A 24,741-nucleotide genomic window follows, 5' to 3' on the forward strand; every position below is an offset into this window, starting at 1 on the left:
TTGAGCAGGCGCCCCCGCGTCAATCCCGCGCCTCAGCCCTCGGACGGCAGGTGCGGCAGCGGAATCAGGTTGAAGTGCACCACCAGCCACAGGATGCCGAAGACGATGGCCGAGACCCAGGTGGTGGTGATGAACTTGCGCTTCAGGTTCGGGTTCACCGGGGCGCCCGGATCGCCGCCGTCGCCGGGATCGATTCCCATCTCGGCGTGGCTGCGCGCGCCCAGCGGCAGAACGGCGAACAGCGTCGTCCACCAGATGGTCATGTAGATGGCGACGGACGTTAACGGGCTCATGGAGTCTCCATCAGTTCGATCAGCACGCCGCCCATGTCCTTGGGGTGGACGAAGATCACCGGCGTTCCATGCGCCCCAATGCGCGGTTCGCCCAGCACTTTCGCACCCTTTTCGATCATGGCGTCGCGGGCGGCGTGGATGTCGGCCACCTCGAAACAGACGTGATGTTGCCCGCCCTTGGGGTTCTTTTCCAGAAATCCGAGGAGGGGCGAATTGTCGCCGTAGGGCTCGATCAGCTCTATCTGCGCGTTGCCGAGCTCGACGAAGACGAAGCTGACCCCCTGCGCCGGCAGGCTGCGCCGCTCGGTGATGTTCGTGGCGCCGAGCACATCGCGATAGAGGGCGATGGCTTCGTCGAGGGACGGCGTGGCGACGCCCACGTGGTTCAAGCGGCCGATCATGGGCGGTGTTTAGACCCCCGCGATAAGGCCAGCAAATCACCGCTCACCCCGGCGAAGGCCGGGGCCCAAGCTGAGATGCCGGAGAGGGACCGAAATTCGGGACGCCCCCGTTCGATCGAGCCGCAGAGCCTGCACATCAAACTCAGCTTGGATCCCGGCCTTCGCCGGGATGAGCGGGTTGTCGGGTCAGAGTCTGAGGACGGTTGTCTCGACCACCGGCCGCCGCTCCCAGACGCGTTGGGCGGCTTTCTTCACGGCGCGGGAGATGGCGCTTTCGATGGCGTCGTCGAGTTCCAGGGCGTCGCCTTTCACGCCCTTGAGGGCGCGTTCGGCTTCGTCGGCCAGGTCGTCGAGGATCTCGTCGAGCGGATCGTCGGTGTCGCCCGCGAGACCCAGAGAGCGGACCTGCGGGCCGGAGACCAGGCGGCCGCGACCGTCCAGCGCCAGGGAGACCATCAGCACGCCGTTGGCCGCCGCGTGGCGACGCTCCTTCAGCGCATCGCCGTTCTCCGGCGTGACCATGCCGCCGTCGACATAGAGCCGGCCGGCCGGAACCTCGTCGACGATCTGGGCGCGGCCGGGGGCCAGGCGGACCATGTCGCCGTTGCGGGGCGCCACCGTCTGCGGGACCTGCAGGTCCTTGGCGAAGGCGGCGTGCTCCTCGAGGTGGCGGCGCTCGCCGTGGGTCGGCACGGCGATCTGAGGCCGGGCCCACTGGTACATTTCCTTCAGCTCGTCGCGGCACGGGTGGCCGGAGACGTGGATGCCCGGATGGTCGCGCTCGGTATAGAGGCGCACCCCGCGCTCGGAGAGCTTGTTCTGCAGGTTGCGGATCGGGATCTCGTTGCCCGGGATCACCCGCGAGGAGAAGACGCAGTGGTCCCCTGCCCCCAGGCTGACCGTCGGGTGCGTTCCCTCGGCGATGCGGCTGAGCGCGGCGCGGCCTTCGCCCTGGCTGCCGGTGCAGAGGTAGAGCACCTGATCTTCATTCAGGTGGCGCGCTTCGGAATCCGTCACGAACGGCTCGATATCCCTGAGGAATCCGACCGACGACGCGGCGGCGGCCATCCGGTGCATCGAGCGGCCGACGAGGCAGACGCTGCGGCCGGCGGCCTGGCCGGCGCGGATCACGCTGTCCATGCGGGCGACGTTGGAGGCGAAGCAGGCGACCGCGACCTTGCCCTTGAGGCCGCCGATCAGCTTGTTCAGCGCGACGCGAACGTCGGCTTCCGAGCCGGCGACGCCGTCGACGAAGACGTTGGTGCTGTCGCAGACCATGGCCAGCACGCCCTCGTCGCCGAGGCGGCGGATGGCGTCGGAGTCCGTCGGCTCGCCGAGCAAGGGATCGGGGTCGATCTTCCAGTCGCCGGTGTGCAGCACGACGCCCAGCGGCGTCTTGATGGCGAGGCCATTCGGCTCGGGAATCGAATGGGTTAGGGTGAGAAGCTCAATGTCGAACGGGCCGAGCTGGACCGAGCCGCCGAGCTCGACCTCATTGATCTCGACCTCCTCCAGCCCGGCCTCGCGCAGCTTTTCGCGCAGCAGGAAGGCGGTGAAGGGCGTGGCGTAGAGCGGCGCGCGCAGGCGCGGCCACAGCCAGGCGACGGCGCCGATGTGGTCCTCATGGGCGTGGGTCAGGACGATGCCGAGAATGTCGTCGGCGTAGTCCTCGATGAACTCCGGGTCGGGCAGGATGATCTCGACGCCGGGCGTCGTCTGGTCGCCGAAGGTCACGCCGAGGTCGACGACGATCCATTTGCGGTCGTCGGGCGGGCCGAAACCGTAGAGGTTGAAGTTCATGCCGATCTCGTTCGAGCCGCCTAGCGGCAGGAAGACGAGTTCGTTGCTGTTCTGATTTTTTGTCATGCGGTCCCGCAGATGGGGGATTATGCGGGCGATTGCGAGGCGAAATAGACATCGCCGGCTGCGATACGACGCAGCAGCCCGTCAGGAAGGCGAAGCAGGAGCGCGCCGTCGACATCCAGCCCTTCGGCGAAGCCTTCGACGGTCTCGCCGCCCAGGCGGGCGACGCAGGCCTCGCCCAGGCCGTGGGCCTTGGCGGTCCAGGCCGCGGCGATGGGCGCGAAGCCCTCGGCTTGCCAGATCTGGAACCAATGTTCGAAGGCGTCCGCCAGTTGTTGCAGGGCGATCAAGGGGTCGGGGGCCGGCGGCGCCATGTGCCGGGCCAGGGCCGTGGCCGGGCGCTCCGGCGCGGATGGCGGATTGGCCAGGTTGACCCCGATGCCGACGGCCATCCACTGGCCGCCGCTGGCGGCGGGGCCGCTTTCCAGCAGGATGCCGCCGACCTTGCGGCCGGCCAGCATCGGATCGTTCGGCCACTTCAGGCTGACCATGGCGCAGGGCACATAGGCGCAGGCGAGGTCGGCCACCGCCAGGGCGGCGACGAAGGAGAGCTGCGCGGCCTCGGCCGGCGGCCGATCGAGGGTCAGCAGCAGGGTGGCGGCGAGGTTGCCCTGCCCGGTCTCCCAGCTGCGGCCCCGCCGGCCGCGCCCGGCGGTCTGAGCGTGGGCGAACAGCCAGGTCGGGCCGCGGTCGCCCGCCTCCGCCCGGCGGCGGGCCTCGGCGTTCGTGGAGTCGACCTCGTCGAGAACGACGAGGGGAACTGGGCTAGACGCCCGCCCGAGATCAGCGGCCAAAGGCGGCCGCGGCGGCGCGCGCCCACGGATCGAGCCAGACCAGGGCGACCAGAACCACCGGGCAGGCGAAGATGGCGGCGGCGAAGGCCACCAGACGCGCGCCCGGCGCCGGGGCGTCGACCGCGCCCGGCGAGGCGTCGAACCACATCGCCTTGATCAGGCGCAGGTAATAGAAGGCCGCGACCACCGAACCCACCAGACCCAGCACCGCGGCCCACGACAGGCCGACGCCGATGGCGGCCTTGAACACGTAGAACTTGGCCCAGAAGCCCGAGAACGGCGGCAGGCCGAGGGCCGACAGCGAGAAGGCGGTCATGGCCAGGGCGATGCCGGGGCGTTCCTTGATCAGGCCCGCCATGTCGTCGATGGTCTCCATCGGCTTGCCCGACCGCTCCAGCGCCGTGAGGCAGGCGAAGAAGCCGGTCACGTCGACCATGTAGAGCACCATGAACAGCAGCATGGACTGGATGCCCGCCTCGCCGCCGGCGGCCAGGCCCAGCAGGGCGTAGCCGACGTTGGCGATGGAGGAATAGGCCCACAGGCGCTTCAGGTTCTTCTGCGCCAGGCCGGCGAAGGCGCCGACGAAGATTGAGAGCAGCGCGATGACGACCAGCACCTGGCGCCATTGCTCGACGGCGCCGGGGAAGGCGTCGCCCAGCACGCGGGCGAACATCACCATGGCGGCGAGCTTCGGCGCGGCGGCGAAGAAGCCGACCACCGGGGTGGGGGCGCCTTCGTAGACGTCCGGCGTCCACATGTGGAACGGCGCGGCCGAGACCTTGAACGCCAGGCCGCAGATCAGGAACACGAGGCCGAACAGCACGCCGCCGGTCCCTGCCCCGCCCTGCGCCACGGCGGCGATCTCGTCGAAGCGCGTGGAGCCGGCGAAGCCGTAGACCAGGCTGGCGCCGTAGAGCAGCAGGCCCGACGACAGGGCGCCGAGCACGAAGTATTTCAGGCCCGCTTCCGAGCCCTTGGCGTCGTCGCGGCGGAAGGCGGCCAGGACGTAGAGCGCCAGGGAGTGCAGCTCGACGCCGATGTAGAGCGAGATCAGGTCGCCGGCCGAGACCATCATGCCCATGCCGAGGGCGGCGATGAGGATCAGCACCGGATACTCGAACTTGGCCTCGCCGCGCTTGGCGAACCACTTCTCGCCCACCGGAATGGCGAAGGCGCTGAAGATGTAGAGCGCGGCCTTGCAGAAGGCCGAGGCCTGATCGTGCACGAAGGCGCCCTTGAAGGCGACGCCGTGCGGGCCGACGACGGCGACGAAGGCGGCCGCCAGCAGGGCGACGACCGAGGCCGCCGTGAAGGCGGTCGAACGGCCGAGGTAGGCGCCCCATACCAGCAGGAGCAACGCGGCGCCCGCGAGGATCGCCTCGGGGCCGGCCAGCAGGAATTGCGAGGAGAAGCTCATGTCAGGTCCTCAACCGCCGGTCGCGGCCTGGAAGGCCGTGACGAGGTTCTGCACCGAGGCGGCGGTGACGTCGAAAATCAGCGCGGGATAGACGCCCAGGATCAGCGTGCCCGCGATGAGCGGGACGAACAGCAGCACCTCGCGCTTGGTCAGGTCGGTGATGTTGGCCAGGGCCGGATTCTTGATCTCGCCGAACACCACCGCGCGATAGAGCGTGAGGGCGTACATGGCCGAGAGGATCACGCCGGACGCCGCGCCGATCGCCGCCCAGGTCGAGGCCTTGTAGGTCCCGGTCATGGTCAGGATCTCGCCGACGAAGCCCGAGGTGCCCGGAAGGCCCACGTTGCCCATGGTGAACAGCAGGAAGACGGCGGCGTAGAGCGGCATGCGGTTCACCAGTCCGCCGTAGAAGGCGATCTCGCGGGTGTGCATGCGGTCGTAGACCACGCCGACGCAGAGGAAGAGCGCGCCGGAAATGAAGCCGTGGCTCAGCATCTGGTAGAGCGCGCCCTGCTCGCCCTGCAGGTTTCCGCTGAAGATGCCCAGGGTGACGAAGCCCATGTGGGCCACCGACGAATAGGCGATCAGCTTCTTGATGTCGGTCTGCCGGAAGGCGACCAGCGAGGTGTAGACGATGGCGATCACGCTCATCGAGAACACCAGCGGCTGGAACACCTCCGAGGCGTGGGCGAACATCGGCAGGTTGAAGCGCATGAAGCCGTAGCCCCCGAGCTTCAGCAGGATGCCGGCCAGGATCACCGAACCGGCGGTCGGGGCTTCCACGTGGGCGTCGGGCAGCCAGGTGTGCACCGGCCACATCGGCATCTTCACCGCGAACGAGGCGAAGAAGGCCAGCCACAGCCAGATCTGCAGGCCGGGGTCGAACTTGTAGACCAGCAGGTCCGGGATCGACGAGGTGCCGGCGATGCCGATCATGGCCAGCACGGCGGCCAGCATCAGCACCGAGCCCAGCAGGGTGTAGAGGAAGAACTTGTAGGCCGCGTAGATGCGCCGCTTGCCGCCCCAGATGCCGATGATCAGGAACATCGGCACCAGGCCGCCTTCGAAGAACAGGTAGAAGAGCACGAGGTCGAGGGCGCAGAACACGCCGACGACGAGCACTTCCAGCACCAGGAAGGCGATCAGATATTCGATCAGGCGCTTCTCGACGCTCTCCCACGAGGCGATGATGCAGATCGGCAGCAGGAAGGTGGTCAGCACCACCAGCAGCACCGAGATGCCGTCGACGCCCATCTGGTAGCGGAGGCCCGCGAACCAGGTGACGTTCTCGTGGAACTGGAAGCCGGTCGCCGACTTGTCGAAGGCGAACAGCATCACCAGCGACAGGGCGAAGACGACCAGCGTCGTGACGAGCGCGATCCACTTGGCCTTGGTGTCGGTGTCCCGGCCCGGCTTGGACGTGGCTTGCAGGCCCAGCAGGGCCGCCACGCCGATCAGCGGCGCGAAGGTGATGAGGCTGAGGATACCGGTCATGTTCAGGCCGCCCACGCCCAGAGAGCGAACGACAGCAGGCCGGCCACGCCGAGCAGCATCACGAACGCATAGTGATAGAGATAGCCGGTCTGCACCTTACCCGTGCCGCGACCGACCGCGTAGGAGACGGCCGAGACGCCGTCCGGACCCAGCCCGTCGATGATCTTCTGATCGCCGCCCTTCCAGAACAGGTCGCCGAGGGCCCGCGCCCAACGCACGAAGGTCGCGTTGTAGAGTTCGTCGAAGAACCACTTGTTGTAGAAGAAGGTGTAGAGCGGCCCGCCGTTGGCGGCCATGCGCGCGCCCAGGCCCTGCTTCCACAGATACATGTAGGCCGCGACCAGGAGGCCGGTGATCGACAACACGAACGGCGCCCACTTGATCAGGGCCGACGAGTGGTGCGCGTGCTCGAGCACCTCGTTGTGCGGACCGATGAAGATGGCGCCGCGCCAGAACTCCGCGCGGGCTTCGCCGACGAAGAAGTTGTGGAACACGAAGCCGGCGGCGATGGCGCCGACCGACAGCACGACCAGCGGGGTGAGCATCACCCAGGGGCTCTCGTGCGGCTTGTGGTCGTGACCATGGCCGTGGTCGTCGTGCCCGTGACCGTGGCCATCGTCAGCCAGCGGCTCGTCATGGGTCTCGATCTGGGCGGCGGTCGCGTGGTCGTCGTGATGGGCGTGGTCATGCCCATGCGCGTCGTGGTGGCCCCAGCGGGCGCTGCCGTTGAAGGTGAAGAAGGCGACCCGCCAGGAGTAGAAGGCGGTCAGGCCGGCCACCAGCAGGCCGATGACGCCCGCGAACGAGCCGACCAGCGAACCCTCGCCGCCCGCCGCGAAGGCGGCCTCGATGATGGTGTCCTTCGAGAAGAAGCCGGCGAAGCCGATCTCGGTGCCGGGGATGCCCAGGCCGGTGATGGCGATGGTGCCGATGGTCATGGCCGCGTAGGTGACCGGCAGGTACTTGGCCAGCTTGCCGTAGAACCGCATGTCCTGCTCGTGGTGCATGCCGTGGATCACCGAGCCGGCGCCCAGGAACAGCAGCGCCTTGAAGAAGGCGTGGGTGAACAGGTGGAACATGGCCGCCTCGTAGGCGCCCACGCCGGCGGCGAAGAACATGTAGCCGAGCTGCGAACAGGTCGAATAGGCGATCACCCGCTTGATGTCGTTCTGGGTGAGGCCGACCGTGGCGGCGAACAGGGCCGTGATGGCGCCGATCACCGTGACGATGGCCTTGGCCATCGGGGCGTATTCGAACATCGGCGACAGCAGGCAGACCATGTAGACGCCGGCCGTCACCATGGTGGCCGCGTGGATCAGGGCCGACACCGGGGTCGGGCCTTCCATGGCGTCCGGCAGCCAGGTGTGCAGGAAGAACTGCGCCGACTTGCCCATGGCGCCGATGAACAGCAGGAAGCAGGCGATATCCATCAGCGGGAAGACATGGCCCGCGAAGGTCCAGCTGCGCCCGGCGTTCGCGGCGATCATCGCGAACAGCTCGTGGAAGTTGATGGTCCCGAAGGCCCAGAACACCGTCATGATGCCGAGGGCGAAGCCGAAGTCGCCGACGCGGTTGACCACGAAGGCCTTGATCGAGGCGGCGTTGGCGGTCGGCTTGTGGAACCAGAAGCCGATCAGCAGGTAGGACGCGAGGCCCACCCCTTCCCAGCCGAAGAACAGCTGCATGAAGTCGGCGGCGGTCACCAGGGCCAGCATGGCGAAGGTGAACAGCGACAGATAGGCGAAGAAGCGGGGCTTCGACGGATCCTCCGCCATGTAGCCCCAGCTGTAGAGGTGGACGAGCGCCGAGACCGTGGTGACCACGATCAGCATGGTGGCGCTGAGCGCGTCGATGCGGATCGACCAGGCCGACTGGAAGTCGCCGATGTTGATGAACGGCAGCACCACGTGGGTGAAGGCCTCGAGGTGGCCCCAGGTCCACATCGAGAAGACGGTCCAGGCGCCGGCGCAGGCCGCGAACAGCAGGCCCGTGGTCACCGCCTGCGAGGCGAGGTTTCCGATGCGCCGACCGAACAGGCCGGCGATGGCCGCGCCCACCAGCGGGGCGAAGACGATGAAGGTGACGAGGGTTTCCAAGATCAGCCCTTCATCATGGAGGCGTCGTCCACGGCGATGTCGCCGCGATTACGGAAGAAGGTGACAAGCACCGCCAGGCCCACGGCCGCCTCGGCGGCGGCGACGGTCAGCACGAACATCGCGAAGATCTGCCCCGCCACGTCGTGCAGGAAGGCGCTGAAGGCGACGAGGTTGATGTTCACCGCCAGCAGGATCAGCTCGATCGACATCAGGATGAGGATGACGTTCTTGCGGTTCACCACGATGCCGAAGACGCCGATGGTGAACAGGATCGCGGCGACCACGAGGTAGTGGGTCAGGCCGATCATCGCGAGGCCTCCTCTTCGACGCCGGCGCCGGACTGGATCTGGACGATGCGCATGCCCGTCTTCGGCGTGCGGCCGACCTGGGCGCCGATGTTCTGGCGCTTCACGCCGGGCTTATGGCGCAGGGTCAGGACGATGGCCCCGATCATGGCGACCAGCAGCACCAGGCCCGCGCCTTGGAAGACATAGACGTAGTCGGTGTAGAGCACCGAGCCGATGGTCACGACGTTGCTGACGTCGGGGGCCGAAGCCGCCGGGGTGGCGTTGGCCGCGGCCGCGCCGCCGTGGGCGACCGCGGCGGCGACCGCCACCATCTCGGCCGCGAGGATGAAGGCCACCACCAGGCCGATCGGCAGGTACTGGGCGAAACCTCGGCGCAGGGTGCTGAAGTCGACGTCGAGCATCATGACGACGAACAGGAAGAGCACCGCCACGGCGCCGACGTAGACGACGATCAGCAGCATCGCGAGGAACTCGGCGCCCATGAGGACGAACAGTCCCGCCGCCGAGAAGAAGGCGGTGATCAGGAACAGCACCGAGTGCACCGGGTGCTTGGCGAGAATGACCGACAGGCCCGCAATAAGCGTGACCGCCGCCATCAGGTAAAATGCGATCGCCTGCAAGGCCATCGGAGGGGGCATCCCTTCATCACAAACGCCCCGGCGAGTCACCTCGCCGGGGGCGCGCCTGCCTTAGCGGTAGGGCGCGTCCAGTTCCAGATTCTTTGCGATCTGCCGCTCCCAACGGTCGCCGTTATCGAGCAGCTTTTCCTTGTCGTAGTAGAGTTCCTCGCGGGTCTCCACGGCGAACTCGGTGTTCGGACCTTCCACGATGGCGTCCACCGGGCAGGCCTCCTGGCACAGGCCGCAGTAGATGCACTTCACCATGTCGATGTCGTAGCGGGTCGTGCGGCGCGAGCCGTCGGCGCGCGGTTCGGCCTCGATGGTGATGGCCTGGGCCGGGCAGATGGCTTCGCAGAGCTTGCAGGCGATGCAGCGCTCTTCCCCCGAGGGGTAGCGACGCAGGGCGTGCTCGCCGCGGAAGCGCGGCGACTGCGGGCCGCGCTCGTTGGGATAGGCCACCGTCTTCTTGGGGGCGATCATGTACTTCATCGCCAGGCCGAAGGCCCCGGCGAAGTCGAGCAGGGCCGCGCCCCGGATCGCCTGACCGATACGTGCGATCATTTCGAAGCCCCCGCGGGAATGGAACAGAAGTAATTGCTGAGCATGGTCTGATCGCCCTGCCCGCTCGGCTTCACCACGCCGCCGCGCGCCTTGCAGGTCGCACCCTCGCGCGCCAGGGCGTCATAGGAGGCGATGCCCGACGGCAGGCCGTAGGACTGGTCGTGCGCCGCCGCATTGACGCTGGCGCAGGCGCAGAGGCCGAGCAGCAGAAGGGGAGCGGCGGCGCGCATCAGGCCCCCGCCGTCATGAACACGCGCCAGGCGGCGACCAGGACCACGGCGGCCAGCGACATCGGCAGGAAGACCTTCCAGCCCAGGCGCATCAGCTGATCGTAGCGGTAGCGAGGCACGATCGCCTTGGCCATGGCGATCATGAAGAACCAGAACACCACCTTCACCGCGAAGACGACGAAGCCGATGAAGCTGACCAGGGTCGGCGGCAGGGTATCGAGGCCGGGGATCGGGATGCCGATGTTCCAGCCGCCGCAGAACAGCACGGTGATCAGGGCGCACATCAGCACGATCGAGACGTACTCGCCGAGCATGAACAGCAGGTACGGCGTCGAGCTGTACTCCACCTGATAGCCGGCCACGAGTTCGGACTCGGCTTCCGGCAGGTCGAAGGGCGGGCGGTTGGTCTCGGCCAGGGCCGAGATGAAGAACATGCCCATGATCGGGAACATGATGATGATCAGCGGCCAGGTGTCGCCGCCCCCGAAGGCGTACCAGTTCCAGAACCAGCCATCCTGCGAGGTGACGATCTCGGAAAGGTTCATGGTGCCGGCGAGCAGGATCACCGTGACGATGATGAAGCCGATGGAGACCTCGTAGGACACCATCTGCGCCGCCGAGCGAAGGCTGCCGAGGAACGGATACTTCGAGTTCGAAGCCCAGCCGCCCATGATAATGCCGTAGACGCCGAGCGAACTCATCGCCAGCAGGTAGAGGATGCCGACGTTGAGGTTGGCGATCACCCAGCCGGGCGCGAACGGGATCACCGCCCAGCCCACGAGGGCCAGGGTGACGGTGATGACCGGGGCGAGCAGGAAGACGATCTTGTCGGCGCCCGCCGGAATGACGAGCTCCTTCAGCACGAACTTGATCAGGTCGGCGAACGACTGCAGCAGGCCGAAGGGGCCGACCACGTTCGGGCCTTTGCGCATCTGCACGCCGGCCCAGATCTTACGGTCGGCCAGCAGCAGGAAGGCGATCGAGACCAGCAGGACGACGACGACCAGCAGGATCTGACCGACGGCGAGAAGCGTCCAACCGCCGGGAGTGGTCCAGAAGTTCTGCATCGCTTACTCCGCCGCCTGCTTTTGCTGGCCGGCCGCCAGGCTGGCGCACTCGGCCATCGTCACGCTGGCGCGCGCGATCGGGTTGGTCAGGTGGAAGGCGCGCTTGGCCGGGGCGAACGGCCCCTTGGCCGGCTTGGCCTTGCCGCCCAGCTTCGAAAGGTTCGGCTTGCCAACGACCGAGCCGGGGGCGAAGTCGATCTGGCCGAAGCTCGGATGGTCGGCGAACAGCTTGGCGCGCAGGGCGTCGAGCGTGTCGTAAGGCAGGGTCGCTCCGAGGCGCTCGGACAGCGCCCGCAGGATCGCCCAGTCCTCGCGCGCCTCGCCCTTCGGGAAGACGGCTCGGTTGGCCATCTGCACCCGGCCCTCGGTGTTGACATAGAGGCCGTTCTTCTCGGTGTAGGCGGCGCCCGGCAGGATCACGTCGGCCCTGTGGGCGCCCGTGTCGCCATGGGTGCCGAGGTAGACCACGAAGGCGTCGGTCTCGGAGAGGTCGATCTCGTCGGCGCCGAGCAGGAACAGCACGTCGGCCCCGCCCTTGGCGACCAGCTCGGCCGCGCTCTTGCCGCCGGCCTTCGGCGTGAAGCCGAGGTCGAGGCCGCCCACGCGGGCGGCGGCGGTGTGCAGCACGTTCCAGCCGTTCCAGCCGTCGCGCACCACCCCGTAGTCGCCCGCAAGCTTGGCCACGGCCGCCAGGGCGCCGGCGTCGTTCAGAGCGGCGGCGCCGACGATGATCGCCGGGCGCTCGGCCGCCTTGAAGGCGTCGGCGAAGGCGCCGGAGAGCTTGGAGAGGTCCGAAGCCCCCTCGCCCACCCGGTCGTAGTCATAGGTCAGGTCCAGAGCCTCGCCGACGACGCCGAGGCGCATCTTGCCGGCGATCCACTGCTTGCGCAGGCGCTGGTTCAGCACCGGGGCGTCGAGGCGCGGATTGGCGCCGACGATCAGCACCACGTCGGCGTTCTCGATGCCGGCCAGGGTCGAGTTGAACAGCCAGCTTTCGCGCGGGCCGTCGCCCAGGGCCGCGCCGTCCTGGCGGCAGTCGAGGCTCGCGACGCCGAGCGACGAGAACAAATCCAGGGCCGCCTTCATGCTCTCGGCGTCCTGCAGGTCGCCGGCGACCACGCCGACGCGGTCGGCCGGGGTCGACTTCAGCTTGGCGGCGACGGCGTCGAAGGCCGCGCCCCAGGTGATCGGCTGCAGGCGGCCGCCGATCTTGGCCATCGGGCGGTCGAGGCGCTGGCGCAGCAGGCCATCGCAGGCGTAGCGGCTCTTGTCGCTCAGCCACTCCTCGTTGACGTCCTCGTTGACGCGCGGAAGCACGCGCATGACCGAGGTTCCCCGGCTGTCGACGCGGATCGCCGAGCCAAGGGCGTCCATCACGTCGACGCTTTCGGTCTTCTTCAGCTCCCAGGGGCGCGCCTCGAAGGCGTAGGGCTTGGAGGTCAGGGCGCCGACCGGGCAGAGATCGATGACGTTGGCCGACAGCTCGCTGGTGACGGCGGCGTTCAGATAGGTCGTGATTTCAACGTCTTCGCCGCGCGAGATGAGACCGATCTCGGGCACGCCGGCCACTTCGGTGATGAAGCGGACGCAGCGGGTGCACTGGATGCAGCGGGTCATGATCGTCTTGATCAGCGGGCCCATGTACTTTTCTTCGACGGCGCGCTTGTTCTCGGCGTAGCGGCTGTCGTCGCGGCCATAGCCCATGGCCTGATCCTGCAGGTCGCACTCGCCGCCCTGGTCGCAGATCGGGCAATCCAGCGGGTGGTTGATGAGCAGGAACTCCATCACCCCTTCGCGCGCCTTCTTTACCATCGGCGTCTTGGTGAAGATCTCCTGGCCGTCGGCGGCCGGCAGGGCGCAGCTGGCTTGCGGCTTCGGCGGGCCGGGCTTCACCTCGACGAGGCACATGCGGCAGTTGCCGGCGATGGACAGACGCTCGTGGTAACAGAAGCGCGGGATCTCCTCCCCCGCCAGCTCCGCCACCTGCAGGACCGTCATCCCGGGCTCGAACTCGGTCTCGACGCCGTTGACCTTGGCTGTGGGCATCTCGTTACTCCGCCGCGATCAGGGTCGCGCCCTGAACATGCGGCTTGCCTGCGCGGTAGCTGGTGATCCGCTCCTCCACCTCGTGGCGGAAGTGGCGGAACAGGCCCTGGATCGGCCAGGCGGCCGCATCGCCCAGGGCGCAGATGGTGTGGCCTTCGACCTGGGTCGTGACGTCGAGCAGGGTGTCGATCTCGCGCATCTCGGCCTCGCCGGTCGCCATGCGCTCCATCACCCGCCACATCCAGCCGGTGCCTTCGCGGCACGGCGTGCACTGACCGCAGCTCTCGTGCTTGTAGAAGTAGCTCAGGCGGGCGATGGCGCGGACGAGGTCGGTCGACTTGTCCATGACGATGACGGCCGCCGTGCCCAGGCCCGACTTCAGGTCGCGCAGGGCGTCGAAGTCCATCGGCAGGTCTTCGCACTGCTCGGCCGGGATCATCGGCACCGAGGAGCCCCCCGGAATGACCGCCTTGAGGTTGCCCCAGCCGCCGCGAATGCCGCCGCAGTGGTCTTCCATCAACTGACGGAACGGAATGCTCATCGCCTCTTCGACGTTGCAGGGCAGGTTCACGTGGCCCGAGACGCAGAACAGCTTGGTGCCGGTGTTGTTCGGGCGGCCGAAGCCGGCGAACCAGCCCGCGCCGCGACGCAGGATGGTGCCCGCCACCGCGATGCTCTCGACGTTGTTGACCGTCGTCGGCATGCCGTAGAGGCCGGCGCCGGCCGGGAACGGCGGCTTCAGGCGCGGCTGGCCCTTCTTGCCTTCCAGGCTTTCGAGCAGCGCGGTCTCTTCGCCGCAGATGTATGCCCCACCGCCGTGGTGCATGTAGATGTCGAAGTCCCAGCCGTGGACGTTGTTCTTGCCGACCAGCCCGGCCTCGTAGGCCTCCTTGATCGCGGCTTCCATGACCTCGCGCTCACGCACGTATTCGCCACGGATGTAGATGTAGCAGGCGTGGGCCTGCATCGCCCGGCTGGCGATCAGGCAGCCTTCGATCAGGAGGTGCGGATCGTGCCGCATGATCTCCCGGTCCTTGCAGGTGCCCGGTTCGGACTCGTCGGCGTTGACCACCAGGTAGTGCGGCCGGCCCGGCTTCACTTCCTTGGGCATGAACGACCACTTGAGGCCGGTGGAAAAGCCGGCGCCGCCGCGGCCGCGCAGGCCCGAGGCCTTCATGTTGTCGATGATCCACGCGGAACCCTGATCGAGGATGTCCTTCGTGGCGTTCCAGCAGCCGCGCTTCTTCGCCCCCTCGAGGTACGGGTCGTGCAACCCGTAGAGGTTCAGGAAGATGCGGTCCTTGTCTTCGAGAATGCCGACCATGGTCTCTTACGCGTTCGGATCGAAGGGATGGCGGCGCACATAGACCTGGCGCCCCACGATGACGGAAATCAGCAGCACCCAGCCCAGGGCGATGACGCCGAGAGCGCCGAAACCGACCAGCGAGGTCGCTCCGGGGCCCTTGGTGGCCGCCCAGGCCAGGAGGACGACGCCCGCGAGGCAGACGACAAGGCCGGCCGTCTGCGCGTGACGCCCCTGGGCGCGCACGGCATCGAGGTAGGCGATGCGTTTCTCGATCGAGGCGGCGTCGTCCAGGGTCATGCCGCCGGTTCCGGTTGCGGCTTGTTCGGCAGGACGATCGGCTTGGCCAGCGAGCCGTCGTAGAGCGACGGATCAGTCAGGGTCTGGATCTTGTCCCTCGGCTCCGAGGCGCGACGGCCGTCATAGGAGCCGGGCTTCGGCGCCTTGCCGGCGGCGAAGTCGTCGAGGATCTGGGCCAGGGTCTCCGGCGTCAGGTCTTCGTAGTAGTAGTCGTTGATGGCCGCCATCGGCGCATTGCAGCAGGCGCCCAGGCACTCGACCTCTTCCCACGAGAACCGGCCGTCGGCAGACAGATGCTGCGGCTCGCCGATCTTCTCGCGAAGCACGGCCTTCAGGTCGTTGGCGCCGCGCAACATGCAGGGCGTGGTGCCGCACAGCTGCACGAAGGCGACCTTACCGACCGGGGTCAGCTGGAACATGGTGTAGAAGGTCGCGACCTCCAGCACTCGGATCACCGGCATTTCCAGCAGCTCGGCGAGGTAGCGGATGGCGGGCTCGGAGACCCAGCCTTCCTGCTTCTGCACCAGCCACAGCAGCGGGATCGACGCCGACTGCTTACGCTCGGCGGGATACTTGGCGATCCACCAGTCGGCCTTGGCCTTGGTCTCCGCCGTGAAGGCGAAGCTGGCGGGTTGCACTTCTGCTAGACGACGAACGCTCATTTGGCGAAGTCCACGCGGGCGATCCTGTCGCCTTCAAAGGTGTAGATGGCGAGCACCTGGAACGGCGCGCTGCCGTCGCCGCGATCCACATGCTCGTGGTCGATCACGGTGTCGCGCACGGTCATGCGGTTCAGCAGCACGGCCCGGTTCCTGGGGAACTGCGCGAACACCTTCTCGTAGTTGGCGCGATAGTCGGCCATGCCGGTGCGCACCACCTCGCCGAGGTAGTTGCCGACCACGACGTTGTCGGCGAAGTGCTTGCAGTGACCGTCGAGGTCCTGGGCGTTGTAGGCGTCGAGCTGCGCCTGGACGATCGCTTCGCGCGCGCTCATCGGTCGACCTCTCCGAACACGATGTCGAGACTGCCAAGGATGGCGGAGACGTCGGCCAGCTGGTGGCCGCGGTTCATCCAGTCCATGGCCGCAAGGTGCGAGAAGCCCGGAGCCCTGATCTTGCAGCGGTACGGCTTGTTGGTGCCGTTCGAGACCAGATAGACGCCGAACTCCCCCTTCGGGGCCTCGACGCAGGCGTAGACCTCGCCTTCCGGCGTGCGGAAGCCTTCGGTGTAGAGCTTGAAGTGATGGATCAGGCTTTCCATCGACCGCTTCATGTCGCCCCGGCGCGGCGGGACGACCTTGTTGTCCTCGGACATCACGGGCCCCGGCGTGCCGCGCAGCATCTTGCAGGCCTGACGGATGATCTTGGTCGACTCCCGCATCTCCTGCATCCGGCAGAGGTAGCGGTCGTAGCAGTCGCCGTTGATCCCCAGCGGGATGTCGAAGTCGAACTGGTCGTAGTTCTCGTAGGGCTGGCTGCGGCGCAGGTCCCAGGCGATGCCCGAGCCGCGCACCATCACCCCGGTGAAGCCCCAGGCGTAGGCGTCTTCCTTGCTGACGACGCCGATATCGACGTTGCGCTGTTTGAAGATGCGGTTGTCGGTGATCAGGCCTTCGATGTCGTCGCAGATCTTCGGGAAGGCGACGGCCCAGGCGTCGATATCCTCGATCAGGGCCGCCGGCAGGTCCTGATGGACGCCGCCCGGACGGAAGTAGTTGGCGTGCAGACGAGCGCCGCAGGCGCGCTCGTAGAAGATCATCAGCTTTTCGCGCTCTTCAAAGCCCCACAGCGGCGGGGTCAGGGCGCCGACGTCCATCGCCTGCGTGGTGACGTTCAGCAGGTGGTTCAGCACCCGGCCGATCTCGGAATAGAGCACGCGGATGATCTGGCCGCGGACCGGCACCTCGACGCCCAGCAGCCGCTCGATCGCCAGGCAGAACGCATGCTCCTGGTTCATCGGCGCCACGTAGTCGAGGCGGTCGAAGTACGGGATGTTCTGGAGGTAGGTGCGCGCCTCCATCAGCTTCTCGGTGCCGCGATGCAGCAGGCCGATGTGCGGATCGACGCGCTCGACGATCTCGCCGTCGAGCTCGAGCACCAGACGCAGCACGCCGTGCGCGGCCGGGTGCTGCGGACCGAAGTTGATGTTGAACTTGCGGACCGGGGTCTCGCCAACGGCCGGCGCGTCCGTGGTCGGCGCGTCGCGGAAGAAGTCGGTGGCCTCGGCGGGCGAAGCGGCGCCGGTCATGATTTCACCTTTTCGTCGCCCGGAAGCGCGGCGTAGTCGGCGCCTTCCCACGGCGAGAGGAAGTCGAAGGCGCGGTACTCGGTGATCTTCACCGGCTCGTAGACCACGCGCTTGAGGGCGTCGTCGTAGCGGACCTCGACATAGCCGGTCATCGGGAAGTCCTTGCGCAGAGGATGCCCGTGGAAGCCGTAGTCGGTCAGCAGGCGGCGCAGGTCCGGGTGGCCGGAGAAGAAGACGCCGTACATGTCGAAGGCTTCCCGCTCGAACCAGTCGGCCACCGGATAGGCCGGCGTGGCGCTGGGCACGGGGGTGTCCTCGTCGGTCTGCACCTTCAGACGCAGGCGATGGTTCTTGGTCACCGACAGCAGGTGGTAGACGACGTCGAACCGCAGCGGGCGGTCCGGATAGTCCACGCCGCAGAGGTCGATCAGTTCCTGGCAACGGGTCTCGGGATTGTCGCGCAGGAAGGTCAGGGCCTCGACCACGCGGTGGGCCGGGCCCAGCAGGGTCAGCTCGCCGAACGCCACATGCGCGGCGGTGATGGCGCCGGCCGCGTTGGCGACGATCGACTGACCGAGAGCTTCGAGATCGCTCATCGTTCGATCGTCCCCGTGCGGCGGATTTTCTTCTGCAGCTGCAGCACGCCGTAGACCAGGGCCTCGGCGGTGGGCGGGCAGCCCGGCACGTAGATATCGACCGGCACCACGCGGTCGCAGCCGCGCACGACGCTATAGCTGTAATAGTAATAGCCGCCGCCGTTGGCGCACGAGCCCATGGAGATGACGTAGCGCGGGTCCGGCATCTGGTCGTAGACCTTGCGCAGGGCCGGAGCCATCTTGTTGGTCAGGGTGCCGGCCACGATCATCACGTCGCTCTGACGCGGGCTGGCGCGCGGCGCGAAGCCGTAACGCTCCAGGTCGTAGCGCGGCATGGCCGACTGCATCATCTCGACGGCGCAGCAGGCCAGGCCGAAGGTCATCCACATCAGCGAGCCGGTGCGGGCCCAGGTGATGAGGTCGTCGGCGGCGGCCGTGACAAAGCCCTTGTCGGCGAGCTGATCGCTCATGCCGTCGAAGAAGGGGTCATGCAGCTTCGGGTCGTAACCCTCGACCGTCGAGCGGCCGGCCGAACCGGCGGGAACGATCACTCCCATTCCAGGGCGCCCTTCTTCCATTCGTAGATGAAGCCGACGGTCAGCACGCCGAGGAAGGTCATCATCGACCAGAACGAAAATTGCATCGCCGCCGGCGGCAATTTCATCAGGCTGACGGCCCACGGGAACAGGAAGGCCACTTCCAGGTCAAAGATAATGAAGAGGATCGAGACCAGATAGAACCGGATGTCGAACTTCATCCGCGCGTCGTCGAAGGCGTTGAAGCCGCACTCATAGGCCGAGAGCTTCTCGGGATCGGGCGATTTCGGCGCCAGCAGCGCGGCGGCCACGATGAACACCACGCCGATGATGGCGGCGATGCCCAGGAAAATCACGACGGGCAGGTACTCTAGAAGAAAGGCGTTCATGTGGGGAGGAGGCCTTGCTGAATCGGCGCTTGATAGCCCATGGCCGCGGTAGGTTCAAACCCCGTGGAACCTTGAGAATCGTTCTCAAATAAGGGGTTGTGAGAAGTTTCGTGAAGGCGCTTGACCCCGGACGCGACCGGACCTATCAGACGCCCCTCGCGATTGCAGCGAGGTTCTCCCCCGGGAGAACTGAAGAGTGCGGATGTAGCTCAGTTGGTTAGAGCGCCGGCCTGTCACGCCGGAGGTCGCGGGTTCGAGCCCCGTCATTCGCGCCACTCTCCCCTCCCCCTTTCAGATCGGCGCGCAGCGATTTTCCGCGCCTGAAGCCCGGCAATGTCGGCAAGCGAACAATCCGCGATCCAAAAATCCGCCAGAAACACCGGCGGAGACCCAAATGCCGGATCGCAAGACCACCATCGAACGCGCTTTCGAACTGGCCGCCAGCGGCGGCTACCGGACGATCACCGAGGTCCGCGCGGCCCTGCGCCAGGAGCGCTACGACATGGTCGACAGCACCTTGTCCGGCCGCGGCGTGCGCGATCAACTGCGCCGCCTGATGAGCGCGGCGCGGAATGGGCTTGCCGAGGATGGCGCGGCCGAGGCCTGACCCCCGCGCGCTCCCGCGCCGCAAGATTGCTGGAGATCGGCGTTCGAAATTCCGCCTTCTCGCCGGAAAGTTACAAAACAATGCCGGAAACCGCAGCGAATTGACACGCCGAGGCGGGATATGCGCAGGACCGGGACGGTATGTCGTCCCGCGCCAAGTCCGTTCCCGAGCCCGCGCCGCTGGTGTTGAGCCAGACCGACGCCGAGCGGCTGGCCCATCTGGCGCGGCATGGCGGCGCCTTCAGCCCCGGCGCCCAGATTCTGCGCGCTGAGATCGAACGCGCCGAGGTGCAGCCGGACCACCTGGCGCCTGACAGCGTGATCGGCCTCTATTCGAATGTGGAGCTGGAAGATCCGGAGACCGGCGCGCGCCGCACGGTCAGCCTGGTCTACCCGGCCGAGGCCGACCTTTCGGCGGGCCGCATCTCGGTGCTGACGCCGGTCGGGGCGGAAATGGTCGGGCACACGCCGGGCGACTTCGTGTCCTGGCCGAAGCTCGACGGCTTCGGCGAACGGCTGATGCGGATCGTGGCCGTGACCCGCTCAGTGGGCGGTCAGGGCTTCACCGGCGTCTAGAAAGGCTTCGTCGCCGCTAAGGTCGGCGTAGACGCCGGTCAGGGTTTCGAACACCGCGTCCCAGCCGTGGCGGCGCACGGCGCGCTCGCGCGCGGCCAGCGAAAGCTCGGCGAGGTCGCGCTGGAACAGGCCGTCGATGGCCTCTGCCATGGCGGCGCCCGTCGAGCGGTTCGCCAGCATGCCGACGCTGGCGTCGACCGATTCCGCCACTCCGCCCGAGGCGACGCCGACCACCGGCAGCCCGCAGGCCATGGCCTCCAGAACGATCAGGCCGAACGGCTCGGCGTCGTTGGCGTGCACGAAGGCGTCGCAGCTGGCCAGCAGGCCCGCCAGGTCGGCCGGCTCGCGGGTGTAGTCCATGCGGATCACCCTGTCGGAAGGCTCGGTCGCCGCCGCGCCGGCCCCGATCAGCAGCAGACGGTAGGGCGCGCCAAGTCGCTCCACGGCCTCGACCAGCACATCGATACGCTTCTCGCGCGCCGGTCGCCCGGCGAACACCAGCAGGCGCTTGTCCGGCGACAGTCCCAGGCGGCGACGCAGGCCTTCGCGATCGGCCCGTCGCGGGTCGAAGGTCTCGATATCGACGCCGAGCGGCAGGGCGACGGCGTCGTCCACACCGGCGGCCATCAGGCGCTCGGCCATGTAGCGGCTCGGCGCGACCACGCGGTCGAACTGGCGATAGATGGCGGCCCAGCGCTTGCGCACGGGCTGCTCGGCCCATTCACCGATATGCAGGGCGGCCAGGGCCCCGAGGTCGGTGTGGCAGAATCCCACCACCGGCACGCCGAGGCGGTCGCCCGCCTTCAGGGCCGCGCGGCCGGGCGTGTAAGGATCGCCCGCCTCGATCAGGGTTGGGCGCTGGCGGATGAGCCGCTCGGTCCAGCTCGCCGTCGACACCGGCCAGCGATAGCCGTCGGCGAACGGCAGGGGCGCGGCGTAGATCGAGACCTCGCCATGGCCGTCATGCGCGTCCCTCGGACCGGGGGCGACCAGGGTATGGGCCACGGTCGGCCGGTGCGCGGCCAGCCAGGCGCGCTTGGCCGATATGTAGCGTTTCACCCCGCCGCTGCGGGGCGCGTAGAGCATGGTGGTGTCGATGAGACGGGCCTGTCGCCCGCTCCCCAGCGCATCCTGGAACCGATAGAGAACATCCAGATCGTAGGGCTCAAACGCCACGCTGATGCTCCTCACCTACTGCGCCGAGCGCCCTACAGCACCGATAAGGCTCGGAAGCAGGACCGGGTTCCGATCGTGGCTAACGGCCGACCTAGGGCGAATTGTGACGGTAGATAGTGACCGAGTCTGCCGGGACGAAACAAGAGCGGGCGCGAACCTTTCGATCCGCGCCCGCAACCTTACGCGATCAGGCGATCAGCCGGTGATGCGATAGCGGCCCTGGCTGTCCGGACACACGCGAACATAGCGGTTTTCCGTGCGGCCGGCGTAGTCGGTCGGCGCCGGGGCCAGACGGCAGCGCTGGCGCGTGTAGTAGTCGTAGTCGTAACGGCCGCTGCCGTTGCGGCGGTCCTCCATCGCCTCGCGATAGGCCGAGGTCTGGTCGTAGGAATAGTAGTAGCCGGAAGCGTCGCACTTGGCGGTCGAGCGACCGATGCCGGCCCCCACGGCGCCGCCGACGACGGCGCCTAGCACCGCGCCCTCCGTCCGGGCGTTGCGGGCCGCGACGTTCGAGCCCACCGCGGCGCCGGCCAGGGCGCCCAGCAGCCCCCCGACGGCGGTGTTGCGGCTCGGATCGCAGGTCGGCACGCTGGCGGCGGTGTTCACGCCGTAGCCGCCGGCGTCATAGGCTCCGAACTGGCGGTACTGGTCCGGATAGCGCCGGTCGTAGGCGCCGGCGCCATAGCGGCGGTCGTAGGCGTCGCGATCGCGCAGATAGGAGTCGCGGCGCTGGTCGAAGGCGTAGGTCGGCGCGCCGTAACGCTCCACCCAGGGGCGCGAGTAGTCGCGGTAATAGATCGGATAGCGCCGGTCGTAGGCGCCGAAACCGTAGCGGCGGTCGTAGGCGTCGCGGTCGCGGATGTACTGAGCGCGGCGGGATTCATAGGCGGCGCGGTCGTTGGCGTAGTTGTCGACCCGGTCGCGATAGGCGTCGACGCGGTTGTCATAGGCGTTGCGCTGATCCTGATAGCGCTCCTGCTGGGCGGCGTAGGCGTCGAGATCGCGCTGGTACTGGGCGTCGGCGTAGGGGTCGCGCACTTGGCGATAGGCGCTCTGCGCGAAGGCCGGGGCGAGGCCCGACAGCGCCGTGGCGGCGGCGAGGGCCAGGGTAAGCGAGACGTTCTTCATGGCGTGCTCCGAAACTTGCGGATCGTCCGGTCCGTCCCCGCCGGTTTCTCCACGTTAGGTCCGAAAAACGCGCCCCTCGAAGCGAAGGTTGCAGGCGACATCGAGCGTCGGCTTCGGGCGTCGCCTCGCCGAAGGCGGATTCGGGGGAACTTCAGCGCTTGGCCGTGAAGCTTCCCGGCGGGAGCGCGGCGTCAAAGGTGAATTCGCTCCAGGCGATCTCGGTCAGGCCGAGGGGATCGTGAATCTCCCAGCGATGCGCCAGCGGCGCGCCGTCGACCAGCCTGTAGTCGTCATAGACGGTGCGCACCCCGGCGCTGACGAGCTCGACCGCCCGCCAGGTGTCGAGGTCGACGCTCAGCTGTTCGCCGACCTTCTCCGCCCCTAGGAGGGCCAGGCGCAGCACCGGCCGGTCACCGACCCAGCCGGTCCCGGCCAGGGCGAGGTTCGGATAGAGCGCGGCGAGGTTCGCCAGCGCCCGGAAGTCGTAAGCGCGGCGCATGGCGGCGTTGGCCGCCGTGTCGTTCAGCCCATCCTGACCGAAGGTGGTTTCCTGGCCGCCCTTCTCACCATCGAAGTAGCCGCGCACCCAGCCGATCTCGCGCCCGGCCGCCCGCCAGACCTCCAGCTCCTCGTGGCTGGCCGGCTCCGCGGCCCGCAGGGTCAGCGTCGCGGTCACCCCCTGATTTTCGTAGCGCTTCTCGCCGCGGGCGACGAGCGTGCGGCGGCGCATCATCGCGTCCGCCTGGCCGGAGGCTTCGGCGATCCGCTGCAGGACCTGCCCAAGCGGGAGATCCGGCGCCGGCGGCGGCGAACGTTCGGCCGTCGAGGCCGCCGGCGGCAGGCCGATCCTGGGACGGACGGGCGAAGCGGCGCCCGGCCTCCCCGCCTCCGCGCCGAGCAGCAGCGGATAGATCAGCGGCCCCAGCGAGGCGATGCGCGTCAGGGCGTTGGGCGAAGTGTTGCCCAGGAAGGCGAAACCGGTGCGCGCCTGGGGAATGCAGCTGATCAGGGCGCAGATGCCTTGCGAGCCGCCATTGTGCTCGATCACCGTCATGCCGTTCCAACCGTAGACGGCCCAGGACAGGGCGTAGGCCAGGTCGGCGCTGATGGCGATCTGGGGCTCGACGATCTGGGCGAAGGTGCGCGGCCGAACCAGGGGCGCCCCGCCGCGGGTCAGGGCCTTCAGCCACAACGCCAGTTCGTTGGCCGAGGCGGCGATGGCGCCGGCGGGGCCCATGACGGTCAGGCTCTTCGGCGGCGGGACGGGCCGCCAGTCCTGGGTCGTCGCGGCGTAGAGGTAGCCCGTGGCGTGATCGGGCTGGCTGGGCAGGGTGTCGAGGCTGGCCAAGGCCGTTTTCATCCCGAGGGGCCGCAGCACCTCGCGGGCCACAACCTCTTCCCAGGGTCCGCCGCCGACCCGGCCGATCAGCATCCCGGCGGCGGTGATCGCGGCGTTGGAATACTGGAACCGGGTGCGGAACGGATATTCCGGCCGGGCCGCGACGGCGGCCCGGACGTATTCCTCGCGGGTGAGCACGCCCGGCTCGGCCGCCAGGTCGGCGTAGGCGCGCAGGCCGGTGACGTGGCTCAGCAGATCGCGGATCGTCACCCGGGCGTCGGCCTCGGGATCCCGCAGGCGCAGCCACGGCAGATGCTTGCGCGGGTGGTCGTCCAGGCTCAGGAGGCCCCTGTCCTGCAGAACGCCCGCCGCCATGGCGGTGAAGGGCTTGGTCGCCGAGCCGATCGGAAACAGGGTGTCGAGCGTGGCCGCCAGCCCGCGCTCCCGATCGCGCAGGCCGAAGGCCGCGGCATGGACCACTTCGCCGTCGCGCACCGCGACGAAGGACGCTCCGGGGACATGTTCGGTCCGCGCCATGTCGCCGATCAGGGCGTCGATCCGCGCGCCCATGTCGGAGGTCGCGGGCGGCGCGCCGAGGGCCGCGCCCGCACCCAGGCTCGACAGCGCCAGACCCGAGAACACCTGCCTGCGATCGATCATGATCCTAGACCTCGGCCCAGGATGGGCGTCCGGTGTCCCAACGTGCTCCTGTCCGGCGGCGAAGGATACGCCCTTCGCCAAGATCGCCACGCTACGGCGCGGCAGCCTTCGCGCGTGCATGGCTTGCCGAGCCGTAGCGCCCTGGGGCGCGAAGGCTGGTGGGCGGCGAGGGGATCGAACCCCCGACCCTCTCGGTGTAAACGAGACGCTCTACCGCTGAGCTAGCCGCCCTCAATGAAAAGGGGCGGCCACCTCGCGGCGCCGCCCCGGCGTGATCTTAGTGGATCGGAACTCCTAGTTCAAAGCGCCCTTCAGGCCCTCTCCGACGCGGAAGCGCGCGGTCTTCGAGGCAGGACGCTTGACCGTTTCGCCGGTGCGCGGGTTGCGCGCGGTGCCGGCGGCGCGGGATACCGGGACGAAGCTGCCGAAGCCGACGAGACGCACTTCCTTGCCGCCCTTCAGCGAGTCCGTGACGGAGTCGATAAAGGCTTCCAGGGCGTCCTTGGCTTGCGTCTTGTTCAGTCCCGCCTTGTCGGCGATAGCCGTAATGAGTTCGGCCTTTGTCATTAATGGTCTCCCAGCCATTTGACGGCGGCGTTCCTGCAAGATGCTGACGCCGCTTCGCGGCGAAAGGCTTAAGTCTCTATACGGCGCACGTCAAACGAACGCGGCGCGGATTGCTCCGCGCCGCGTAT

At 67.9% G+C, this 24,741-nt stretch carries 27 protein-coding genes and 2 tRNA genes; 3 read left to right on the forward strand and 26 right to left on the reverse strand.

From position 1 onward, the window contains the following. Positions 1-32: 32 nt before the first annotated feature. The 21 genes from ACFLIT_RS02725 to ACFLIT_RS02825 all read right to left on the reverse strand — a co-directional run bounded on the left by ACFLIT_RS02725 (position 33) and on the right by ACFLIT_RS02825 (position 18,561). Positions 33-293, reverse strand: coding sequence for a DUF1467 family protein (locus ACFLIT_RS02725; RefSeq protein WP_479909635.1), 261 nt, complete (start codon positions 291-293; stop codon positions 33-35). Next, positions 290-694, reverse strand: a complete 405-nt coding sequence (gene mce / locus ACFLIT_RS02730; RefSeq protein WP_479909636.1) for a methylmalonyl-CoA epimerase — start codon at positions 692-694, stop codon at positions 290-292. Before mce ends, ACFLIT_RS02725 begins: the two co-directional genes overlap by 4 nt. Positions 695-880: 186 nt before the next feature. Beyond that, positions 881-2,560, reverse strand: a complete 1,680-nt coding sequence (locus tag ACFLIT_RS02735; RefSeq protein ID WP_479909637.1) for a ribonuclease J — start codon at positions 2,558-2,560, stop codon at positions 881-883. Positions 2,561-2,580: 20 nt separating this feature from the next. Beyond that, positions 2,581-3,351, reverse strand: a complete 771-nt coding sequence (locus ACFLIT_RS02740) for a biotin--[acetyl-CoA-carboxylase] ligase (protein WP_479909638.1) — start codon at positions 3,349-3,351, stop codon at positions 2,581-2,583. Then, entirely contained in the window at positions 3,341-4,768 is a 1,428-nt protein-coding gene (gene nuoN, locus ACFLIT_RS02745) for an NADH-quinone oxidoreductase subunit NuoN (RefSeq protein WP_479909639.1), read from the reverse strand. The genes ACFLIT_RS02740 and nuoN overlap by 11 nt, the downstream gene beginning before the upstream one ends. A gap of 9 nt (positions 4,769-4,777) precedes the next feature. Beyond that, a complete protein-coding gene (locus tag ACFLIT_RS02750; RefSeq protein WP_479909640.1) occupies positions 4,778-6,262 on the reverse strand; it encodes an NADH-quinone oxidoreductase subunit M in 1,485 nt (494 codons plus the stop codon). A 2-nt stretch (positions 6,263-6,264) separates the two neighbouring features. Continuing rightward, a complete protein-coding gene (gene nuoL / locus ACFLIT_RS02755) occupies positions 6,265-8,358 on the reverse strand; it encodes an NADH-quinone oxidoreductase subunit L (RefSeq protein WP_479909641.1) in 2,094 nt (697 codons plus the stop codon). 2 nt (positions 8,359-8,360) lie between these two features. Beyond that, positions 8,361-8,666: an NADH-quinone oxidoreductase subunit NuoK gene (nuoK, locus tag ACFLIT_RS02760; RefSeq protein ID WP_479909642.1), complete on the reverse strand. Its 306-nt coding sequence runs from the start codon at positions 8,664-8,666 to the stop codon at positions 8,361-8,363. Further along, positions 8,663-9,292, reverse strand: a complete 630-nt coding sequence (locus ACFLIT_RS02765) for an NADH-quinone oxidoreductase subunit J (protein WP_479909643.1) — start codon at positions 9,290-9,292, stop codon at positions 8,663-8,665. Before ACFLIT_RS02765 ends, nuoK begins: the two co-directional genes overlap by 4 nt. 63 nt (positions 9,293-9,355) lie before the next feature. Continuing rightward, a complete protein-coding gene (gene nuoI / locus ACFLIT_RS02770) occupies positions 9,356-9,847 on the reverse strand; it encodes an NADH-quinone oxidoreductase subunit NuoI (RefSeq protein WP_479909644.1) in 492 nt (163 codons plus the stop codon). Next, positions 9,844-10,077 (reverse strand): hypothetical protein, encoded by a 234-nt coding sequence (locus tag ACFLIT_RS02775; protein ID WP_479909645.1) that lies wholly within the window; start codon positions 10,075-10,077, stop codon positions 9,844-9,846. Before ACFLIT_RS02775 ends, nuoI begins: the two co-directional genes overlap by 4 nt. Further along, the gene (gene nuoH, locus ACFLIT_RS02780; protein ID WP_479909646.1) at positions 10,077-11,144 is read right to left on the reverse strand and encodes an NADH-quinone oxidoreductase subunit NuoH; all 1,068 of its coding nucleotides are present in this window, start codon (positions 11,142-11,144) and stop codon (positions 10,077-10,079) included. The genes ACFLIT_RS02775 and nuoH overlap by 1 nt, the downstream gene beginning before the upstream one ends. Positions 11,145-11,147: 3 nt before the next feature. Then, positions 11,148-13,190: an NADH-quinone oxidoreductase subunit NuoG gene (gene nuoG / locus ACFLIT_RS02785; RefSeq protein ID WP_479909647.1), complete on the reverse strand. Its 2,043-nt coding sequence runs from the start codon at positions 13,188-13,190 to the stop codon at positions 11,148-11,150. A 4-nt stretch (positions 13,191-13,194) separates the two neighbouring features. Further along, complete coding sequence (gene nuoF, locus ACFLIT_RS02790; RefSeq protein WP_479909648.1) at positions 13,195-14,514, reverse strand: NADH-quinone oxidoreductase subunit NuoF; 1,320 nt, start codon at positions 14,512-14,514, stop codon at positions 13,195-13,197. Positions 14,515-14,520: 6 nt separating this feature from the next. Then, the gene (locus ACFLIT_RS02795) at positions 14,521-14,793 is read right to left on the reverse strand and encodes a hypothetical protein (protein WP_479909649.1); all 273 of its coding nucleotides are present in this window, start codon (positions 14,791-14,793) and stop codon (positions 14,521-14,523) included. Continuing rightward, positions 14,790-15,455, reverse strand: coding sequence for an NADH-quinone oxidoreductase subunit NuoE (nuoE, locus tag ACFLIT_RS02800; RefSeq protein ID WP_479909650.1), 666 nt, complete (start codon positions 15,453-15,455; stop codon positions 14,790-14,792). The genes ACFLIT_RS02795 and nuoE overlap by 4 nt, the downstream gene beginning before the upstream one ends. Then, positions 15,452-15,787 carry a nuclear transport factor 2 family protein gene (locus ACFLIT_RS02805; RefSeq protein WP_479909651.1) on the reverse strand — a complete coding sequence of 112 codons (336 nt, stop codon included), beginning with the start codon at positions 15,785-15,787 and terminating at the stop codon, positions 15,452-15,454. The genes nuoE and ACFLIT_RS02805 overlap by 4 nt, the downstream gene beginning before the upstream one ends. Then, the gene (locus ACFLIT_RS02810; protein ID WP_479909652.1) at positions 15,784-17,040 is read right to left on the reverse strand and encodes an NADH-quinone oxidoreductase subunit D; all 1,257 of its coding nucleotides are present in this window, start codon (positions 17,038-17,040) and stop codon (positions 15,784-15,786) included. The genes ACFLIT_RS02805 and ACFLIT_RS02810 overlap by 4 nt, the downstream gene beginning before the upstream one ends. Next, positions 17,037-17,636, reverse strand: coding sequence for an NADH-quinone oxidoreductase subunit C (locus tag ACFLIT_RS02815; RefSeq protein ID WP_479909653.1), 600 nt, complete (start codon positions 17,634-17,636; stop codon positions 17,037-17,039). Before ACFLIT_RS02815 ends, ACFLIT_RS02810 begins: the two co-directional genes overlap by 4 nt. Then, on the reverse strand, positions 17,633-18,214 hold the full coding sequence (locus tag ACFLIT_RS02820) for a NuoB/complex I 20 kDa subunit family protein (protein ID WP_479909654.1): 582 nt from the start codon (positions 18,212-18,214) through the stop codon (positions 17,633-17,635). The genes ACFLIT_RS02815 and ACFLIT_RS02820 overlap by 4 nt, the downstream gene beginning before the upstream one ends. Then, positions 18,184-18,561: an NADH-quinone oxidoreductase subunit A gene (locus ACFLIT_RS02825; protein WP_479909655.1), complete on the reverse strand. Its 378-nt coding sequence runs from the start codon at positions 18,559-18,561 to the stop codon at positions 18,184-18,186. The genes ACFLIT_RS02820 and ACFLIT_RS02825 overlap by 31 nt, the downstream gene beginning before the upstream one ends. Before the next feature lie 198 nt (positions 18,562-18,759). On the opposite strand from ACFLIT_RS02825, the gene ACFLIT_RS02830 reads away from it, so the two are divergent. From ACFLIT_RS02830 to ACFLIT_RS02840, 3 genes are all read left to right on the forward strand, one after another. After that, positions 18,760-18,836 (forward strand) — tRNA-Asp (locus ACFLIT_RS02830). Between the two features lie 119 nt (positions 18,837-18,955). Next, complete coding sequence (locus ACFLIT_RS02835; protein WP_479909656.1) at positions 18,956-19,168, forward strand: hypothetical protein; 213 nt, start codon at positions 18,956-18,958, stop codon at positions 19,166-19,168. 140 nt (positions 19,169-19,308) lie between these two features. Beyond that, positions 19,309-19,743 (forward strand): GreA/GreB family elongation factor, encoded by a 435-nt coding sequence (locus ACFLIT_RS02840; protein WP_479909657.1) that lies wholly within the window; start codon positions 19,309-19,311, stop codon positions 19,741-19,743. Here the strand turns inward: ACFLIT_RS02840 and ACFLIT_RS02845 are convergent. The 5 genes from ACFLIT_RS02845 to ACFLIT_RS02865 form a co-directional block, all read right to left on the reverse strand. Further along, a complete protein-coding gene (locus ACFLIT_RS02845) occupies positions 19,711-20,898 on the reverse strand; it encodes a glycosyltransferase family 4 protein (protein ID WP_479909814.1) in 1,188 nt (395 codons plus the stop codon). The genes ACFLIT_RS02840 and ACFLIT_RS02845 overlap by 33 nt on opposite strands. A 216-nt stretch (positions 20,899-21,114) precedes the next feature. Beyond that, positions 21,115-22,047: a glycine zipper domain-containing protein gene (locus ACFLIT_RS02850; RefSeq protein WP_479909658.1), complete on the reverse strand. Its 933-nt coding sequence runs from the start codon at positions 22,045-22,047 to the stop codon at positions 21,115-21,117. Between the two features lie 151 nt (positions 22,048-22,198). After that, entirely contained in the window at positions 22,199-24,046 is a 1,848-nt protein-coding gene (locus tag ACFLIT_RS02855; protein ID WP_479909659.1) for a serine hydrolase domain-containing protein, read from the reverse strand. A 156-nt stretch (positions 24,047-24,202) separates the two neighbouring features. Continuing rightward, positions 24,203-24,277, reverse strand: a tRNA-Val gene (locus tag ACFLIT_RS02860). Positions 24,278-24,340: 63 nt separating this feature from the next. Further along, positions 24,341-24,631: an HU family DNA-binding protein gene (locus tag ACFLIT_RS02865; protein ID WP_479909815.1), complete on the reverse strand. Its 291-nt coding sequence runs from the start codon at positions 24,629-24,631 to the stop codon at positions 24,341-24,343. Positions 24,632-24,741: the final 110 nt, after the last annotated feature.

Source organism: Caulobacter sp. HJHS_5 (genome assembly GCF_056683955.1).